The 19,553-nt window shown below is 38.0% G+C and carries 17 protein-coding genes; 7 read left to right on the top strand and 10 right to left on the bottom strand.

Annotated elements, in window-relative coordinates:
- Positions 1–21: 21 nt before the first annotated feature.
- The 5 genes from ACFQRG_RS04000 to ACFQRG_RS03980 all read right to left on the bottom strand — a co-directional run bounded on the left by ACFQRG_RS04000 (position 22) and on the right by ACFQRG_RS03980 (position 5,109).
- A complete protein-coding gene (locus ACFQRG_RS04000) occupies positions 22–1,425 on the bottom strand; it encodes a LysM peptidoglycan-binding domain-containing protein (RefSeq protein ID WP_380963880.1) in 1,404 nt (467 codons plus the stop codon).
- 132 nt (positions 1,426–1,557) lie between these two features.
- A complete protein-coding gene (locus ACFQRG_RS03995; RefSeq protein WP_380963878.1) occupies positions 1,558–1,791 on the bottom strand; it encodes an indolepyruvate ferredoxin oxidoreductase subunit alpha in 234 nt (77 codons plus the stop codon).
- Positions 1,792–1,823: 32 nt separating this feature from the next.
- Positions 1,824–2,822, bottom strand: a complete 999-nt coding sequence (locus ACFQRG_RS03990) for an NAD(P)/FAD-dependent oxidoreductase (protein WP_380963875.1) — start codon at positions 2,820–2,822, stop codon at positions 1,824–1,826.
- Between the two features lie 33 nt (positions 2,823–2,855).
- Positions 2,856–3,938 carry a tartrate dehydrogenase gene (locus tag ACFQRG_RS03985; protein ID WP_380963872.1) on the bottom strand — a complete coding sequence of 361 codons (1,083 nt, stop codon included), beginning with the start codon at positions 3,936–3,938 and terminating at the stop codon, positions 2,856–2,858.
- Between the two features lie 85 nt (positions 3,939–4,023).
- On the bottom strand, positions 4,024–5,109 hold the full coding sequence (locus tag ACFQRG_RS03980) for an aromatic ring-hydroxylating oxygenase subunit alpha (RefSeq protein ID WP_380963870.1): 1,086 nt from the start codon (positions 5,107–5,109) through the stop codon (positions 4,024–4,026).
- Positions 5,110–5,726: 617 nt separating this feature from the next.
- Between ACFQRG_RS03980 and ACFQRG_RS03975 the strand changes: the two genes are divergently transcribed.
- The 3 genes from ACFQRG_RS03975 (at position 5,727) to ACFQRG_RS03965 (ending at position 9,207) form a co-directional block, all read left to right on the top strand.
- Positions 5,727–7,172, top strand: a complete 1,446-nt coding sequence (locus tag ACFQRG_RS03975; protein WP_380963867.1) for a purine-cytosine permease family protein — start codon at positions 5,727–5,729, stop codon at positions 7,170–7,172.
- A 180-nt stretch (positions 7,173–7,352) separates the two neighbouring features.
- Entirely contained in the window at positions 7,353–7,595 is a 243-nt protein-coding gene (locus ACFQRG_RS03970; RefSeq protein WP_380963865.1) for a hypothetical protein, read from the top strand.
- Positions 7,596–8,100: 505 nt separating this feature from the next.
- Complete coding sequence (locus ACFQRG_RS03965; RefSeq protein WP_380963862.1) at positions 8,101–9,207, top strand: GerAB/ArcD/ProY family transporter; 1,107 nt, start codon at positions 8,101–8,103, stop codon at positions 9,205–9,207.
- A gap of 85 nt (positions 9,208–9,292) precedes the next feature.
- Here the strand turns inward: ACFQRG_RS03965 and modA are convergent, their stop codons facing one another.
- Positions 9,293–10,105: a molybdate ABC transporter substrate-binding protein gene (gene modA / locus ACFQRG_RS03960; RefSeq protein WP_380963860.1), complete on the bottom strand. Its 813-nt coding sequence runs from the start codon at positions 10,103–10,105 to the stop codon at positions 9,293–9,295.
- Positions 10,106–10,663: 558 nt separating this feature from the next.
- Between modA and ACFQRG_RS03955 the strand changes: the two genes are divergently transcribed.
- The 4 genes from ACFQRG_RS03955 to ACFQRG_RS03940 all read left to right on the top strand — a co-directional run bounded on the left by ACFQRG_RS03955 (position 10,664) and on the right by ACFQRG_RS03940 (position 15,053).
- Positions 10,664–11,602: a substrate-binding domain-containing protein gene (locus tag ACFQRG_RS03955; RefSeq protein ID WP_380963858.1), complete on the top strand. Its 939-nt coding sequence runs from the start codon at positions 10,664–10,666 to the stop codon at positions 11,600–11,602.
- 287 nt (positions 11,603–11,889) lie between these two features.
- The gene (locus ACFQRG_RS03950; RefSeq protein WP_380963855.1) at positions 11,890–12,675 is read left to right on the top strand and encodes a nitrilase-related carbon-nitrogen hydrolase; all 786 of its coding nucleotides are present in this window, start codon (positions 11,890–11,892) and stop codon (positions 12,673–12,675) included.
- Positions 12,676–12,819: 144 nt separating this feature from the next.
- Complete coding sequence (locus tag ACFQRG_RS03945) at positions 12,820–14,193, top strand: aspartate aminotransferase family protein (protein ID WP_380963852.1); 1,374 nt, start codon at positions 12,820–12,822, stop codon at positions 14,191–14,193.
- Positions 14,194–14,204: 11 nt separating this feature from the next.
- Positions 14,205–15,053, top strand: a complete 849-nt coding sequence (locus ACFQRG_RS03940; protein WP_380963850.1) for a MurR/RpiR family transcriptional regulator — start codon at positions 14,205–14,207, stop codon at positions 15,051–15,053.
- A gap of 136 nt (positions 15,054–15,189) precedes the next feature.
- Here the strand turns inward: ACFQRG_RS03940 and ACFQRG_RS03935 are convergent, their stop codons facing one another.
- The 4 genes from ACFQRG_RS03935 to ACFQRG_RS03920 form a co-directional block, all read right to left on the bottom strand.
- The gene (locus tag ACFQRG_RS03935) at positions 15,190–15,573 is read right to left on the bottom strand and encodes a YxeA family protein (RefSeq protein ID WP_380963847.1); all 384 of its coding nucleotides are present in this window, start codon (positions 15,571–15,573) and stop codon (positions 15,190–15,192) included.
- 240 nt (positions 15,574–15,813) lie between these two features.
- Positions 15,814–16,230 carry an ASCH domain-containing protein gene (locus ACFQRG_RS03930; protein ID WP_380963844.1) on the bottom strand — a complete coding sequence of 139 codons (417 nt, stop codon included), beginning with the start codon at positions 16,228–16,230 and terminating at the stop codon, positions 15,814–15,816.
- A 63-nt stretch (positions 16,231–16,293) separates the two neighbouring features.
- Positions 16,294–17,739, bottom strand: coding sequence for a serine hydrolase domain-containing protein (locus ACFQRG_RS03925; RefSeq protein WP_380963842.1), 1,446 nt, complete (start codon positions 17,737–17,739; stop codon positions 16,294–16,296).
- 192 nt (positions 17,740–17,931) lie between these two features.
- Positions 17,932–19,452 (bottom strand): APC family permease, encoded by a 1,521-nt coding sequence (locus ACFQRG_RS03920; protein WP_380963839.1) that lies wholly within the window; start codon positions 19,450–19,452, stop codon positions 17,932–17,934.
- Positions 19,453–19,553 lie beyond the last annotated feature (101 nt).

Below are 19,553 nucleotides of genomic sequence, written 5' to 3'. Positions count from 1 at the left end.
CAGTTCGGGAAGTAACGCTCGTCAATACTTTCTTGGCTTCATTTCCTCTTGAAGCACATACCAGTTTTGTGTGAATGGGGACCCGAGAACCCAATAGCTGACGCCGCGCAGATTATATTGTAAGGCCAAATCATATTTTGCCTTAATACTTCGTGCATCCTCAAACCAAACTTCATGTTGTGTACCCTGTTCATCCGTATAACGATAAAACGGGGACGCGGCAGTCGTATCATATTGAATGGCCGCCCGGTACTTTGCTGCACGGCTGATCGCACCGTTAGGACTGATCGTTGAAGCAAAAGTCCCCTGAACAAACGGGAGCTTCCAATCTCTGCCGTAAAGAGAAATCCCCATCATTATTTTGTGACGCGGAATGACTGTGATCGCATAATCTATCACTTTTTTAATCTGATTAATTGGCGAAATAGCTTGGGGGCTGGCGCCTGCCCACCCCCACTCATAAGTCATTAATACAATAAAATCAACAATTTGTCCTTGAGAGGCATAGTCATGCGCCTCATATAACAATCCTTTTTGTTCGCTTGATGTCTTAGGTGCTAAAGCCGTTGACACATAATAACCATACGGGTGAAACTTAGCAACAGCCCGACGGAGAAATTGATTATATTTTTCACGGTCGCTTGGATAAACGTATTCAAAGTCAAAGTTAACGCCTCTGTAATTTTTGTTTCTCATCATGTTTAAAATATTATTTAGCAGCTTCTCCTGTAAATCAGCACTTGAAAAAATAGTAGTCATCAATTCTGAACTGAATTTACCATCCTCTGAATTTGTCAATACCATGATAGGGACTATTTTTTGCGAACGCGCAATTGACAACACAGCATTTTCCTGCAAATTTTCCAAAGTGGCATCACGTTTTACATTATAGCTAAAAGGCATAACATATGTTAAATATTCTCCAATTGTTCTAAGTTCCTTTTGACCTGATTCGCGAAAATTCGTCATATAGGCATTTACTTCTTTAACCGGCCTTATAAATGGGATTGATAAGCGGGTACCCGGGTCAATCCGGTTTGGATTAGAAATTGAATTTGCCCGGACAATGGCCTCAACAGTTGAATGAAATGTCACTGCAATCTGAGATAATGTTTCACCTGGCTGGACAATATGTACCGGAATAAATAATGTTTGGCCGGCATAAATTTGTGAGGAGTCAACGATGTTATTTCTATCGGCTATCATATTGGAGGTTGTGCCCCAACTCAAAGCAATGCGGGACAGAGTATCTCCAGGCTTCACCGTATAACTGGGAAATGGATCCGGAATAATAAGTGCTTGACCGACCACAAGAACATTTGGATTAGAAATACCATTAATTCTAACAAGCATAGGGATATCCATATGATAAATTCTTGCAATCTGCCAAAGCGTTTCACCCTGATGAACGACATGGATGTTCATAAAGTCACCTCCCTTAAGTAACCCTTGTGTAAATGTATTAGTTAAAGATACAATTTATGAACAGGGGAAAATAGTTAACTTACCATTGCAGTTGATGAAGTCATACGTAAAAAACCCGCCAATGGCGGGTTTCTATTCGAAAAAAGCTTTGTTCAATTGAATAAACCTCTGTTCCTCTTCCGGCACTTCATAATCAGCATATATCGCCTCAACAGGACAAACGGCTTCACAAGCGCCGCAATCAATACAAGAATCAGGATCAATATAGTACATATTATCTCCCTCATGGATGCAATCAACTGGGCATGTTTCAACACACTCTGCTGCTTTCTCATCTTTACATGGTGACGTTACGACAAAAGCCATAATGGTTCCTCCTCTTCTCTATCTATCATTTTTCACGCAAACAAACTCGTGCTGTGCTTTGGCTGCAGCTTTGCTTTAGGATCTATATATGATTTGGCATTGCTTATTGCAATTGGCGCTTCACCGAAACCGGTCGCAATTAATTTGACTTTTCCATCATAAGATACAATATCACCGCAAGCGTAAATACCCGGAATATTAGTCTCCATCCTTGAGTTCACTACAATTGAATTTTTCTCGATATTTAAGCCCCAGTCCTTAATCGGTCCAAGCGATGAAATAAATCCATAGTTAACAATTAAAGCATCGATATCAATCGATAATATTTCATCAGTATCTGTATGCTGAATCATAAATTGACTGATTTTATTCCCATCTCCGACTAGCCCCGCCGCTATATAAGACGTCAAAATATTAACACTTGAATCCTTTAATTGATTAACACTTTGCTCATGAGCACGAAATTTGTCCCGGCGGTGGACAAGACTGACACTTTTTGCAATTGGTTCAAGCATCAAAGCCCAATCAACGGCAGAATCTCCGCCTCCGCAAATCACAACGTTTTGACCGGTAAACTGATTCATGTCATTGACAAAGTAATGAAGGTTTTTCCCTTCATATATGGCAGCTTCGTCTATTTTTAACTGCCGCGGCTGGAAAGCCCCAACGCCCGCCGTAATCAAAACGGTTTTAGAAAAATGAACCTCTTCTTCGGTATAAATTTCAAACAAGCCGTTAGCTTTTTTTGTGACATTCTGAACAGTTTGATTCACAACAAAAACAGGATCAAACTGGCTCGCCTGCTCTGTTAACTGATCAACAAGCGTCTGGGCCCGCACCTTTGGAAACCCGGCAACATCATAAATGTACTTTTCCGGATATAAAGCTGCCAGCTGTCCGCCGAGCTGCGGCATACTTTCAATCACTTTAACCTTCATTTCGCGGATTCCGCCGTAAAAGGCGGAAAACAGTCCTGCCGGTCCCCCGCCAATAATGGTGACGTCAAAAACATTTTGTTCATTCATTTTCATCCACTCCACACAACGATATTTTCTTTCATATTCTTATTGACGAGCCAATTCACTTTCTAATATATTTACAAAAAAATCCCCTACGTCCCCAGTTAATGCATTGCCGCCCATGTCTGGCGTCAAGCATTCAGTTTCTTTTAACAATTTTTCTATTATTTTTATGAGACGCTTGCTATGTTCCTCAAATCCAAAGAAATCAAGCATTTGACTTGCTGACCATATGGAGGCCAGCGGGTTCGCTTTACCTTGTCCCGAAATATCAGGTGCTGATCCATGCACCGGTTCAAACATAGAAGGGTACTTTCTTTCCGGATTAATATTGGCGCCTGCCGCAAGCCCTAATCCGCCGGTAAGCGCGGCTCCTAAATCTGTTAAAATATCACCGAATAAATTTGATGTCACGACGATCTCGAACCTCTTCGGCTGCTGAACCATAAACATGCTTGCTGCATCAACTAAATAGGAATATGTCTCCACGTCGGGGTATTCCCGTCCAACTTCGGCAAAAATTTGATCCCAAAAAACCATTGAATAATTCAGTGCGTTTCCTTTACTGACACTTGTCAATGCTTTACCGGCCTTTCTTGCTGTTTCAAAGGCATATCTAATAATGCGTTCTGTTCCTTTGCGGGAAAATACACCTGTTTGTAAAACAACTTCCTCTTTTTTATCTTTAAAAAGCCAATCTCCGGCTCCGGCATATTCACCTTCGCTGTTTTCACGAATAATGAGCATATCTATATCTTCTTTTTTCACATGTTTTAATGGACATACATCTTCGGAAAGACATGTTATCGGACGTAAATTGACATATTGATCAAATGACTTTCTAATTTTCAAAAGCAAATCCCATAATGAAATATGGTCGGGTACACCCGGATAACCTACCGCACCTAAATATATGGCATCAAAATTTTTAAGCTGTTCAATCCCGTCATCATCCATCATTTTGCCGTGTTTCGAATAATACTCGCATCCCCACGGAAAATAAGCAAACTTAAACTCAAAACGGCCATCAAGCTCAGCGACCTTTTTTAAAACTTTTACACCTTCATTAATGACTTCGGGTCCTATCCCGTCTCCAGGTATGACAGCAATATGATAAGTTTTTTTCATTGGCAAAGTTATTCTCCTTATAAAGTGTGAGTGTTCAAAGGATTGATGGAAGTTTTTATCCCTTGCCAAAGCAAGGGATAAATCTCTATTCTACGTTAAGCTCACGGCGCACCAATTCATGAAAGTAATGAACACCATGTTCAGTCGGTGAAATAATTCCTCTTTCAAAAGCTTTTGATCTAAATCCAATTTGTTCAGCCTCAACCAAGGCTACATCTTCGACACGTACTTGTTCAGCGAAATCTATTAGAATTTGTTGTTCTTTAGTAGGTTTATCACCAATTAAATAAACAGTATAAATACCTAAAGTTGTTTCATGATCAATAGGAATCATTTGAATCATCGACAGATTTCCCGGCCCAGGATAAATGGCTGCCATAATGTTTGGCCATAACCAGTAAAAACGTCCTTCTTGAACATCCGCATTTTGCAGATCTAATTCAAGGGCACCCCGCTGTTGTTTATCTTTAATGGCTGTTCCTTGAATATTGCAATTATTCCCATTTATGATGTGGTATTTATTTAAATCCAATGTTGCCGCAAAGCCTGGATGGGCAATCGGACAATGATCGCACTCAAGATAATTGTCAATAAATGCTTTCCAGTTACATTTAATCGTACGTGTTTTAACGTAACTCTTCTTTAATTGCGGCAGGAAACTAAATTGCTCAATGTCATTAAAAAAGTCTTTGTAAATATTAGCTAATCCCGCGGCATTTTCATCTAAATTAACAAATATAAGTGAAGCTTCCGATTCTACTCTGACCGGACGCAGCCCCATTTCATCAGGATTAAATCCTGGAGCATTTTTGAAATTTGGTGCCTTATTAAGACTGCCGTCTAATTTAAAAGTCCATCCATGGTATGGGCATTGCAATATTTTTTTACAGCCGGCCTCTTCTTGTTCGATTTGCGTCCCCCGGTGCGGGCAAACATTATAAAAGCCCCGTAACTCGCCATCATTTCCTCTGACTAAGATGATTGGTTCTCCGGCAATATCACAAGTAAAAAAATCTCCAGGATTTGCAATTTGACTTTCGTGACAAACATATTGCCATGTTTTTGAGAATATTTTCTCCTTTTCAGCTTCTAAAACGGTGGGATCTGTGTACAAACGGTAAGGTATTGTTTTAGCACCAATCATATTTGGTTCAGGATATTGAATAGCCATTATAAAAACCCCTTTCACGTCATCTGAATTTTTTCTTTTGCCCTTAATTATGCAAGCATTGTGCCAACTGCAAATAAGTAAAACATCGCGGTTTATCAATATAATAACTAAAATAAATAGAGTAAGGATTAACTCAATTTGAGTTGATCCTTACTCAGTTAACAATCATCCATATTTTGACCCTGATTTACATCAATTCCTGCTATTCGTGAAATTTTTCATTTATTATGATAAAATTGACATGAGCGATAATTTTTATATCCCCCTCTTAAAATTATCTTTATTGTTAAAGGTGTCCGATCCCACTTTTCCTTTTTATCCATTTATTGTAAACATGCAATTTAATAATTGAGTTTCATTCAACTCACTGAGTTAAATGGAACTCAATTATTTTTTTTAAGCATGCTGAAAGTTAAGAAAATCAACTGTAAAGCACGTTTAAAAGTTGGTACAAGACTTGCATCTTAAAAAGTAAGAAGCGAACTTATTAATAGAAAGGAGTCGGCGCTTACTTTAATTCAAGATTCGTTTCGTATTCCTTTTAACGCATTGGAGGTGATCATTCTTAAAGCGGTATTTATATATAGGGGGCATCTATGATTGAAAGGGGAATTTGAATGAAGATAGAGAAACACAGCCTTGATTTTATTCCAGAGGAAGAAAGACACGGCAGTGTACGAAATCTTTTTTCGATTTGGTTCAGTGCCAACATGCAAATAACCGTCGTAATTACAGGTGCTTTAGCTATTACTTACGGGTTAAATATTTTTTGGAGCTTGGTTGCCGTCGTTTTAGGTAATCTTATTGGCGGTCTGTTTATGGCCACCCACTCCGCACAAGGTCCGAAACTCGGGATTCCGCAAATGATTCAAAGCCGCGCCCAATTTGGGGTCATCGGTGCTGTTCTCCCTCTCATTCTTGTCGTTATTATGTACGTCGGCAGTTTCTTTGCTACCGGTATTTTGGGTGCACAAGCCGTCCACAGCGTTTTTCCGGGCATATCGATCACTTGGGCTCTTATTATTCTTGGAGCGATAACTCTTATTATCACTGTTTTCGGATATGATCTGATTCATGCCATGGAAAAATATTTAGCAATTGTATTTGCCATTGTGTTCATTATCGTCACTATTTATGTTGTGCGCATGCCATTGCCGGCGCATAGCTGGTCCATTAAAGATTTCCATCTAAGTAAGTTCATTCTAGTACTGAGTGTAACGGCTACTTGGTTATTGACGTACGCACCATATGTCGCAGATTACTCCCGGTACTTGCCTAAAAACACATCATCGAAGGCAACTTTTGGTTACACCTACGCTGGCGGTGTTATCGGTACAATGTGGATGATGATACTTGGCGTTTTCTTAACAGCAGCCATTCCTCATTTCACCGATAACCCTAGTCAACATCTGGCAGGCTTGTTCGGGCCAACCTTTGCAACTATTCTTTATTTAGTCATTATCATCGGTGTCATAAGTATTAACGTTCTGAATCTTTATTGTGCTTTCATGGCGACGATTACGACAACCGAAGCCTTCAAAAAGTCTCAGGTAACACCGAAGAAACGATTCAATCTTATACTGATTATTGCCGCAATTGGTACTGTGCTTGCCATATTCGGACAATCCAACCTCATGTCGATATTCTCGGATTTTATGTTGTTCCTGCAATATTTTATGATCCCTTGGAGCGCCATTAACCTGGTCGATTTTTATTTCTTGCGCCACGGTGAGTACGATATTAAAGATATTTTTGATATTAATGGAAAGTACGGAAAGTTCAACTGGATCTCTATTATTGCCTATCTTGTGACGATTGTTCTTGAAATTCCATTTATGAACACGTCAGTTTATGAAGGTCCAATCTCTAAAGCATTGAATGGAGCAGATATTGCCTGGGCAGTTGGTCTTGTTATTCCTGCTATACTCTATTACTTCCCTATGCGTAAGAAATTTTTTAAGGAAAATTTGCAACCCCTTACACGAAAAGTGAAGAGTGAAGTAAAATCTTCTCCTGTACATCCTCACACGTTAAAAACAGGGAATGAAGAAAAACGAATATGATAGAAAAATCAACTATTAATGACTGTCTATAATGATGTTTATAGACAGTCTTTTATAATTTATGACAATTATGATCTTTTTTGTTAACTAATTGTTATGTGGCTGTTACCAAGGTAATTATAGTCTTCTATATGATTAGAATATAGATTGTTAAACAAGCCAAAACCTTTAAAGGACGTGATGACAATCCAGGCTAAAGGGTACAATGTTGTATCCATCATTTTGTTTATTGTTCCCCTGCTTCTTTTCTATTTTAGTAATTTTAATCCATCCGTCTCTTGGATCTTATTAACAACACCGGTTATAGGGATTATTTTATCTTACTTTGGAAAAAAAGGTCCGTCCCGTATTATAGCAATTTCCGGCAATGTGATAGCGATTATTATTTGTTCCAGCTCTGCTGCCGGTTCTATTTTTTTTTAAATGAAAATATCGATCTGTCTCGATCATTTTCATTCCTTTACTAATTAAAAATCCAATAAATGCAAACAATAGGCTAAGCCAAGGCGGAAGAGGTACCAACCAATATTTCGTTATGCTTATACTTTATCAAAAAACAATACCAATTAAGTACCTGAGCCGATTCAAATCATAATTATTATTGGTACATCCCGATTTTATTTATTTTGTTCGGCAATTCTTCGATTATCGTCACAATATGTTTTTGGACTGTTCTCAAACACCTCTTCCGCTGTTTTTACACCAGCCCGGACAATCAAAAGGTGATCAAGCAGTTCAAGTAATATCCCTTCATCTTACTTTTCAAATACATTCTTGTTTGAATACACACAGGCATGTTTTCCTCTAATATTTAATTTATCCATTAAAACAATCACTTGCTTAGCAATAGGTCAATTTGTATTCCCTTCCAGGGTTTGGACCATAATATTAAAATATGACAGCATTCAATAATTGAAGAAACAAGGAAGTGGCATATTTGATCGAAAAGGGGAAAATTTCTACATTCCAGATGGGGGTGATCATGTATTTTATGGTTGGTGGAACATCCACTCTATTAGTTCCATCAATTGCCGCTAAATATGCTGGACAAGATATGTGGCTCTCACCCGTCTGGAGCTCATTGATTGGGTGTCTTAATGTATTTATCGCTTGGCAATTATATAAAATTTATCCAAAAACAACAATGATTGAATCCAGTAAAATAATTCTTGGCCGGATTTTAGGATTTGTTTTTAATTTTTTCTTTTTGTTCCGTCTTATATATGACATGAGCATTATCGTCAGGGAATACGGAGAATTTATCCATGTTTTTTTATCTAAAACGCCGCTTTATATCTTGATGGGAAGTCTCATTTTAGTTTGTTCCTTTGCAGTTTTAGGAGGCATCGAAGTTATTGCCAGATGTACTCAATTTTTTCTTCCTATTGTCATTCTATTTTTCTTTTTAATGATTATCTTTATTATTCCAGATTTAAAACCGGAAAATATGCTGCCAGTCATGGAGAATGGTCTTAAGCCGTCTTTAAAAAGTGCACTATTTATAAATGAATGGTTTGTTGAGTTTATTTATATTGCTTTCCTGTTTCCGTTATTAAAAAATAAAAAAAGGGCGCTTAGCTGGGGCAGTATTTCTGTATTAACAGTCATGGTCACAATGGTTATGGCGAACTTTGTTTGTCTTTTTTTGTTAGGAGATATCACAGAAAAGTATAATTTTCCTGTGTACACAGTTGCCTCATACATAAGTGTTGCTGATTTTGTTGAGCATTTGGATGGTATTGTTATGGCTATCTGGATATTGGTAGGGTTTTGTCAATTAGCCATGTGGTTTTATGCACTTTCACTTGGCGTCAGTCAATGGCTGAATCTTTCTGAATATCGTCCCGTTGTATTGCCTCTTGGACTCTTGATTATTTTATTCAGTATTTGGATAGCACCTAATTTTGAATCACTGGTAGCTTCTCTTAACACAGCATTTGTCCCATATACTTATGTAATTATGTCTTTTTATCCAATCTTGTTATTATGTATCGCTTATGTGAGAAAATGGGCGACTCAAAATAAAATTATCTAAATACAAGATGTTATGTTTTTAGCTATTGAAAAGCAGAGACGCAAAACTTTAGCTCCCATTCTTAGAGAACGGGAGCTATTTTTACTCATTTATTTAAGACGTTAAAACCATACTTTTTAAATATTTTCTGTGCCTGTTCTGTTTGCAGATAATGATATAGTTTTTTTGCTGCTTGGGGATGCTTTGTATCTTTTATAATGCCTGCCGGATAAACAATTGGTGAATGGTCTGAATGGCTCGCGGTTGCAACAATTTTAACTTTTTTAGTTGTTAAGGCGTCAGTTTTATATACAATACCGGCATCGACATTCCCTGTCTCTGCATAAGACAACACTTGCCGAACATCCTTAGCCATCACTGTTTTCGGTTGAATGGTTTTCCACACATTTAAGTGCTGTAATGTTTCTTTAGCATACTCCCCTGCCGGAACTGTTTGCGGAATGCCAATGGCAACCTTATGTACATTGTTATTTTTTAAATCCCTGAAATTTTTTACCGTTGATTGACTGTTAGTGGGAGTCACAAGCACAAGGGTATTGCCTAATATATTTTTACCTTCTTTAATTAGCCCTTCCTTAGCTAATTGATCGTAATTTCCCCGTGATGCTGATATGAAAAGATCAGCGGGAGCCCCCTGTTCAATTTGCTTTTGCAAATCGCCTGACCCGCCAAAATTAAATTTTAATTTAATATTTGGATTAGCTTTTTCAAATGGTTTTTGAATATCATCTAAGGCATCTTTTAAACTTGCAGCTGCAGAGACAGTAAGAGTAACTTGTTGTTGATTATTTGTCTTAGCGTCAGCCTTTTTCTCTTGAGACTGGCCATTTGCTGAACATCCTGCTGCTGCAAATAAAAGTAATAATGCGAAAAGACATATCGCCGAAATTTTCTTCAAATTTTCCTACTCCCCTTTGCTAATTATAATAAGTTATAATTAAATATAACTAATTATAACTTATTATAATTAAAACCCAATACAAAAATATTAATTTTTTAAAAATTTGTCGAGTAAAGGCTCTAAATACATTTAAAAGGTATAAACTCCATACCACAATCCCGTTTTTATGACCAACAAAAAATAAAGTCTATAAATAAAACTTTTAAGACGATAAAATAAAGTGAAACTTCCATCAGTGGGTGTTTTGTTCATCCCCCACTGATGGTTAGTGAAGCTACTACTTGAATAAGCTTCTTGTGCTTTGCGACGAGAAGTTGGTAAAGCTTTTCTTTGAATACGCGACGGCGCAGGAGCACAACAAATCGGGGTGTTAGCGAAGCAACTACATGAATTGCCTCTGTGCAATTTGCGACGAGCTTTGTTTAGCTTCTTTGGAATTTCGTCGCGCAGGAGCACCTCCGTTAACTCCCGCCTAAACTGTAATGACTCACTTAAGTTTTGAGGCGGGAGTCTTACGGACGGTTGCACCGGGATAAAGTGAAGGAGGTAAGAAAATTGACCGATGACCGTTCATATACCACTGAAGAGGTTTCGAAAATCTTAAAAGTATCAAAACTTACCGTTTATGACCTTATAAAAAAAGGAAAATTACCCGCTTATCAGGTTGGGAGACAAAAACGTATTGAGGCAAAAGATCTGGAAGCATACATTAATCAAACAAAAAGCGGACTGCCGCAAATGAATGGTAAAGTAACACATCATAATATAGAGGATTCTTCTGCATCACTGAGATCAATTATTATAAGCGGCCAAGATATGGTTTTAGATATGCTTGGAAGTCTTATTGAAAAAAGTCATCCGGGGTATCGTTCTCTTCGTTCGTATGAAGGCAGCCTTAACAGTTTGATCTCAATGTACAAAGGTGAATGTGACATCGTCAGTATGCATTTATTCGATGGAGACACCGGTGAATATAACATACCCTACGTTAAAAAAATTCTTGTCAATGACCGCTATATTGTCCTTAACCTTCTTTCACGCCGGGCTGGTTTTTATGTCCAACAAGGGAACCCTAAACAGATAAAATCGTGGGAGGATTTGACCGATTCCAACGTTAAAATAGTAAACAGAGAAAAAGGGTCAGGGGCAAGAACACTTCTTGATGAACAATTGCGGATCCATCATATATCAACGTCCACTATCAACGGTTATGATCAAGAGGAAACAAATCATTTGGCAGTTGCAGCAGCCATTGCTCAGGGAAAAGCGGATGCAGGCGTCGGTATTGAAAAAGCCGCTAAAATTGTCGGAGTCGAATTTATCCCTCTTATTAAGGAACGTTACGACATTGTATTAATAAAGTCTGAGCAAAATTTGGAACTTATTGATATTATAAAAAGCCATTTACTCTCGGACAGCTTCAAGAAAGAAATTGAATCCATTGGCGGATACGATGTGTCAATGACCGGATCAATTATTTATGAAACTTGCTGAAACACGTCTTCATCCTTTGAATCGGATGAAGATGTCATTCAAGCAGGTCTTTTTATACTGTCATTTACTCAATGATTTTTCCCTCTTCTTAGCTGCAACACCTTTTTCAATAAGGAAATATCCATTTCATTATTTTTTATTTATGAAATTTTTATTGCATTTATATAAAAAACGAGTATACTTTAAGACGTAGTCAAGGCTTTCTCAATATCATTACGGTTACTTAACGTATTTTCCAGTTCATACTATCCGTAAGCGCATTCAAAAATTTAATAGGAGTGAAAGTTATGTATAAAGTCGCTGCTCTTCAAATCCATTCTCTTCCTAAAGAAACGGAAAAGAATACTGAACAAGCTGTAAAAATGACTCGTCAAGCGGCTGAGAAAGGTGCGGATCTCATTGTTTTGCCGGAGCTTTGGTCAAGCGGCTATTATTTAAGTTTCGAGGAATTCAAAGACCTCGGTGAAACGATAGAAGGAAAAATTGTCACGACCTTTCAGAAATTAGCACGTGAATTAAAGACTGTGTTGATCGTGCCTTTTCCAGAAAAAGAAGGCAACCATTTATATATTTCATCAGCCATCATTGAAAAAACAGGCGAGTTAATCGGAACATTTCGAAAGTCATTCCTTTGGGGGCGTGAACAGGAAATCTTCACTCCAGGGGACAGAGTGTATAACGTCTTCGATACATCACTTGGGAAAATCGGCGTCTTAATTTGTTACGATATCGAATTCCCTGAGCCAAGCCGTTTGCTTGCTTTACAAGGTGCGGAATTGATTATTGTTCCCTCCGTCTGGAGTATCCCTGCGGAAACAAGATGGGATATCCAGTTGCCCGCCCGTGCTCTTGATAATACGGTTTATGTATTGGGAGTTAATACGGTTGGAGAAGGAAGCTGCGGTAAAACTAAGCTTGCCGCTCCTGATGGTAAGATACTTTGCGAAGCCCCAAGGGACGAGCAGTTCATCTTGCTTCATGATATTGATCCTGAGGTGCTTTCTGAAGTTCGTTCTGCTATCCCCTATCTTTCAGAGTATGACAAAGTCTTATGGCCCGGCGGCAATCAATAAGTCATTTTATCAGGCTTAAACGCCCGAAAATCAGGTGGAGAATTTGCTCCACCTATCTATAGTCTTTTTTTATCGATCATGAAATATTTTTTTCAAATTCTATATAAAAATAAAATAAATATTTTAAAATGGAGGTCCTTTACCATGACTGCTTGTCATACATCTTTGATATCTGAGAAAACCGAAACATCTGCCAAATTATACGAAAAAGCCTGTGAAGTCATCCCCGGCGGTGTAACAGCCAACATTAAATATTTCGATCCTCATCCTCTGATTATGGAAAAAGGTAAAGGAAGCAAACTTTATGATGCGGATGGCAATGAATATATCGATTATTTGCTCTGTTACGGCGCGCTTATTCTCGGGCATGGGCATCCCGAAGTATTTCATGCTGTAGAAAAACAGCTGCGTGATGCCGGAACAACGATTTTCGGCACACCGCACCAGCTGGAAATGACAATGGCTCATAAACTTATTGACTTATACCCTGGAATTGACATGGTACGCTATACTAATTCCGGACTGGAGGCAACACTTCTCGCTGTTCGTACAGCCATGGCTTATACCGGGAAACCGAAATTAGCGAAATTTGAAGGCCACTATCACGGCGGCTATGATCAAGTCCTTCTCAGCGTTAATCCTGATATGGATCAAGCTGGAGATGCCAATCTGCCGAATACTGTACCTGAATCAAAAGGCATTCCGGATTATTACGTTGAAAATACTATCATTCTTCCTTTTAATGATTTAGATGCAACAGAACAAATTCTACGCGCTCATGCCCATGAATTGGCAGGCGTCATTCTTGAACCGATTCAAGGCGGATTTATTCCTGCAGACCGGGAGTTTATGAAAGGTCTCCGGAAAATAACGGAAGAATTAGGTATTATTCTTATTTTTGATGAAGTAAAAACCGGTTTTAGATTGTCTCTTGGCGGCGCTCAAAAAGTATATGATATTAAACCTGACTTAACAGCTTTGGGAAAAGTGCTTGGCGGAGGATTTCCGGTTGGAGCAATCGGCGGTAAAAAGGAGATCATGATGATCAGCGCCCCAAATGGCGGAAAAGATATTTTAACCGCGGGGGCGGATAACACCGATCAAGAACTTGGACTTTATCACAGCGGAACATATAACGGCCACCCCACCATTTTAGCAGCCGGGTTGGCAACCATCGAAAGGCTTGAACAACCGGGAACAATGGAACAATTATTTTCAAGTACCAAAACCTTAAGAAATCAGCTGGAAGAAGTCTATCATACTCATGGCATAGATATGCAAACAGTTGGCATGGGCAGTATTTTTAATATTATCATGACAAAAGAACCTATTAAAAATTATCGTGACATGGGCCATGCTGATATGAAACTGAGAAAAGCGATTGATTATGAATTGCTGAAACTCGGTATTTACACAAAACCTCTAAACCGTTATTCTATGTCTATCGTCCACAGCGAAGAAGATATTTCCCGGACTGTGGAAGCGCACGATCAAGCACTTAAGCTGGTAAGGAGGTAACATTCAAACGAATGCCGAATAACGTCTATCATTATATTGCTGAAAAAATGTCGCAAATGAGCAAATCTCAAATCAAAATTGCGAAATATATCTTAGAAAACCCTAATACGGTTCCGTTTTTCACTGTTGAAAAGCTGGCTAAAATGGCAGGTGTCAGCGATGCTACCGTTGTGCGTTTTGCTACGTTCCTTGGATATTCCGGTTATCCTGAACTTCAGCAATATATGCAAGATTCTGTTCAAAAGCAGCTGACAACAACAGAAAGATTACAAATGTCGAGGCAAGTCTATGATGAAAAAGGCATTAACGAAGTATTTGAAGATGACATCGCAAATATAAAGTCAACAATGGAAAAATTGGATTTTGATGTTTTTCAAAAGGCAGCAGACACTTTACTGCAAGCAAAGAGAATCTATATTGTTGCCAATCGAAGCGCTGTATCATTAGGTGTCTTTTTACAGTATTATCTCAACATCATGATGAACAATGCTGTATTGCTCCATTCCATGGATACAATGCCTGAACAACTGTCCGATTTGGATAAAAACGATGTTGTCATTGGTATCAGTTTCGCCCGCTATACGAGAAGTACGATTCAAATTCTTTCTTATGCAAAACAAAAAGGTACAACAACCATTGCAATTACCGATAATCTGTTGTCACCTTTAATGCCGCATGCGGATATGGCTTTGACTGCATCTAGCCAGATGCCCAGTTTCATTGATTCCTTTGTTGGCCCATTAAGCTTGATTAACGCCCTTATTACGTTTATCGGTAAAGAGAAAAAGAATGAATTTGATCAAAGGCTTGAATCATTAGAAGATATTTGGGACACTTTCGATACTTTTTATGAGAAATAAGAAATTAATCGCCTCCAAATATTAACAGCCCCCTGTTTAACTTTTACAGTAAAACAGGGGGTGATAAATAAAGATTATTTTCCTATATGTTTTTATTATACTGATAAGTAAAATGTTACAAATTTCAATATTCGTTTTATGAATGATTATTCAGCTTTTGCAGTGCTTTCTTAGGAATTTTACTTTCTTTTACCTTATACCAGCCTTTTCCTTCATTTCCTTTAGTATATATTTTCAAATAAATACCTTTTCTAAGTTTTTTATTAGTAACGACTGTAATCTTTTGACGTTTTCCATTTTTGTCATAACCGTCAAAACGATAACGATATTGATCGCCTCTCATTTTTTCACCCTGTCTGGTGACCGCGGCAAAGACATCTTTTGCTTTAACCTTAGCATTGATGTTATCTACTGTAGCTTCAAGCCCTTCGGATTTAGAATGAACATAGTAGCCGCCGCCTGCAAAAATAACAGTAAGAATGATTAAAACTTCAAATACACTTATCAAAAAATGCCGCATATTAACCTCCCCTTTGTAGGCATGCGTTTATTTCTTATATTGTCATTTCAAAGTTGATTGACTTATTAGCATTTTTCTACATTCAGTTTAGTTCAGAATATGCACCCGTTCCATTTATTTTCATTACAATTCCTGCGGTTCATCTTACAATTTTGTAAGAAAAAGAAAAGCACTTCATCGATAAATTGATAAAGTGCCTTGAGACATCATTACGGATTTTTATATAGTGATTTGATTCTTTTAATCCTTTACTAGTTCAAATAATTCGGCAACAAGCAGGGTTTTATCATTTAAATCGAAACCATTTTCTATGTAATCTGCCCATGCTTTTCTGTGCTCTTCTTGAAATTGCTGGATGTCAGTACCGTTTCCTTCTCCTATGACTAGCCGAAGATCGGGGTTTCCGAAGGTTGTTTCAAAAACATCGGTTATTTTAATATTACATCTCGCACGTTTGTCTTTGTCATAGACTGTAACTGTTTTACCGGCAGATTTATAAGTTTCTTTTAATTCAACTTTAGAATAGGATTCCTTTGGCGCGCATGTCGCTGTCTTTTTGCCGTTAAGAATACGTCTGATAAGATTTTCACCCGATCCATTGTCACCGTCCCATCCTAACACATATTTATACTTACTTTCTTTGAGTTTCGTAGACAATTTTAACATCCTCCTTACCAGCCTATTTTTTTCGGTCATTTAAGACCAGATACAAGCTCTAAATTACTTATTAGCCCGTTTCGTGTTAAAGATTAATGTTAAGTTGATGATTAAAAGAACAACTAAACACACTAATAATATAACTGCATATTTAATCGCATTTGAGTACCAATCATTGACATAAGACCAATATGGATTTTGAAAAACCCAACTTGGCAGCTTATAGGCAGATAGGCAAATAGCGGCGATTAACAGGACTGCAATAATTATATTTATAAGAGAAAGCTTATTATTTATATACAGTCTTTGCTTTTTATACATTTTCCTCATTACTGATGATAACCACCATAGTAACAGCAGAATCATAGGGAAGCAAAGAATGATCATAATAGAGCTGACATTATCAGCATAAACAAATTCATCTGTGTATTTCTCAAAACCATTCCCTCCATGCATAATCTTATCGATGCCCTTGGCGATCGCCCTCGTATATGGAGAATTTAAATTGGCTAAAACGGCTATTCCGTTTTTGTTCTTCGGTTCTAACAGGATATAGGCTGAATTGTTTTGTAAATTCCCGCTATGATAAATGATTGATTCATCCGGATCAAACATCCAACCCGCATAGTAATGAAACTTGTTATCTTTTGACAGATTTATTGGATTAAATCCCAGTACCTTATCTATTCCTAAATTAATAGCCATCCATTTTTCAATATCGTTGCTGTCTAATATAATATTTGCAGCCGGTGCTATTGTGCGGTCTGCAGGCTCAAAGAATTCCCTCGGAGCGAAGAAACTGACTTTATACCCCTTTGTCATGTCTTTAGGACTCGGCTCAGTTCTTACGGATGCATGTTTTAGACCTAGAGGATCAAAAATCGCCCGCTGCATGACCTCTTCGTATTTTTTACCGGTTACTTTTTCAATAATGAGGCCTAGTATATTATAATTAATGTTTGAATAAATAAACTTATCTCCCGGCCGAGCACTTAAATTAATCCCAGCAACATGTTTCACACCCTGTTCAAGCGCATCACTTGCTTGGGAAACCGGAATTCTTAAAATGTCATCAGAAGGGATGCCGCTGCATTGTTCCAATAGCTGTTTAACTGTTATATCTGCAGGCTTTCCTTTATATTTAACGTGAAACCAAGGGATATATTTAGTCACACTGTCATTTAAATTTATGAAACCAAGATTTGCAAGCTGCGTTATTTCATGACCCGTAAATGCCTTTGTCAGAGATGCTAATTGAAATTTTGTATGACTAGAAACACGTTTTTTAGATTTTATATCGGCATACCCGTAGCCCTTTTTATATATCATTCTGCCATCTTTTATGATTGCAACAGCTAACCCTGGTATTTTCCCTTTCCTCATGTCTTGCTTGACTAACTGATCAATTTTTTGCTCTTTATTTATTTGCCCTGCCGCTATTCCTTTACCTGAAACACTAATAATTATGATAGATATAGCCAAGAAAAAACATATTATCTTTTTCTTCATATTGGTCTCCTCTGCATATCAAAGCTGTGATTAGAAAGTAAATGATATCAAGATTCCTTTTTATCATATAAACCATTTCGACCTATTTAATACATTATCCTTTATAATATCTAATGCATAAAAAAAATGAGCGCAGACATTAGCACCCATTTTTCACTCCTATTTAATTTTATGTATTTTAATACCGGATCTTTACGATGACATATCATGAGTAAATCCAACAGCATCATCATCGATTTCTTCCTCATCCGTCATATCAGTTAAAGTTTCCCCTAGAATAAGATAATCAAGCTTTTCTTTAGGGATCTTATTAAGTTCTTTTCTTTTAAACAGGTAAAAGGCCGCCCCCAACAGTGACCAAACAACTAATATGATCCATGAAGGCAAGCCAAGACACGCCGGGGAACCTGGCACAACCAGTAAGCCTATGAAAAATACTGAACTTATCGTTCCTAATAAGCACAATAACTTTTTTAAAGGGGAACAAACGATTTTTACTCCATTTCTTTCCTCTGAGCGTTCTGTTCTTTTATTAGACCATCTGAAGAATTTATATGCTGCAAGACATGTATAGAAATAGGCAACAGCTACACCAAGTGAGGACATATCTACTATCCATTGAAGCACACCTCGTCCAAACCAAGGGGCTGCCAGACATAAAAGCGTTGTAACCATAATCCCTGCATATGGTGTACCATACTTGGGATGGAGTTTTGAAAAAAAGTCAGGTAAAATTTTTGCTCGGCTCATGGCGAACATCAATCGGCTTGATGAAACAAAAAAACCAATTAAACCAGTGAAAATTCCCATAATAACAGCAATGCAGAGTACAATTAATCCCAGATGGCCGAAATCTCCTTGTACAACATCTCCTGTCCCCCATAAAGAATGCTTGGCAACTAACTTTTTCCACGGCATTGCAATCCCTGTTGAATAAATCATGACCGCATAAGTTAAAGCCGCACAAATGATCGACATCACAATTAAAGAAAACGCTTTCTTCGCTGGGAAATCAAATTCCTCTGCCGCCTGCGGGATATTATCAAAGCCAACAAAAGCCCAGGGAGCTACCGCAACAATGGCAAAAACCGCTGACCATACAGACACACCAGGTTTAAATAAAGGTTGAAGATTGCTTATTGATGAGGAGGGATGAAATGTCATGCCCGCCGTTACTAAAATTACCGCCGCAATTAAACAAATACAAAAAATAAACTGTGTACCCCCGGATACACCCGATCCCCGTATGTTAAGGTAACCAAAAATAAGTAAAGCCAGACTTGCAATAACAACTTCTGTAAAACTGACACCCCAACCGGCAACGTGATACATGGTACCCCAATTCCCGAAGCTTGGCAGCACAAATTTTGCTAATAGCGCCAGTGCCGATGCATTCAGAGCGACAATGGAAATATAACCTAGTGTTAAAAACCATCCGCAAATAAATGCATGATGACGGCCAAACCCCAGATAGGCATAAGTAAATTCTCCTCCTGAAACAGGGAAATTCTGTATTAAAATACCATAACTTACACCAATTAAGACCATTAACAGGGCCCCGATACCTAACCCGATAATTACCCCTAATGGTCCGGCTTGTGAAATCCAGTCTGTCGGCAGAACAAAACATCCCCATCCAACTGCAGAACCAAAAGCAATTGCCCATACCCAATGAGGTTTCAACGTTTTTTCAAGCTGGGCTCTTTCTTCCATGAGAAATTACCTCCTGATTGCGGATCTAAGCAGATTCGCCTTCTTATGCTCCGGCCAAATACATGATTAGATTAAACAGATAGGCTTGCCGTAAGACAAGC

Source organism: Scopulibacillus cellulosilyticus (assembly GCF_042665295.1).
Lineage (GTDB): Bacteria > Bacillota > Bacilli > Bacillales > Sporolactobacillaceae > Scopulibacillus_A > Scopulibacillus_A cellulosilyticus.
Note: the sequence above shows the minus strand (reverse complement) of the source record. Positions and strands in the feature narration are given on the sequence as shown.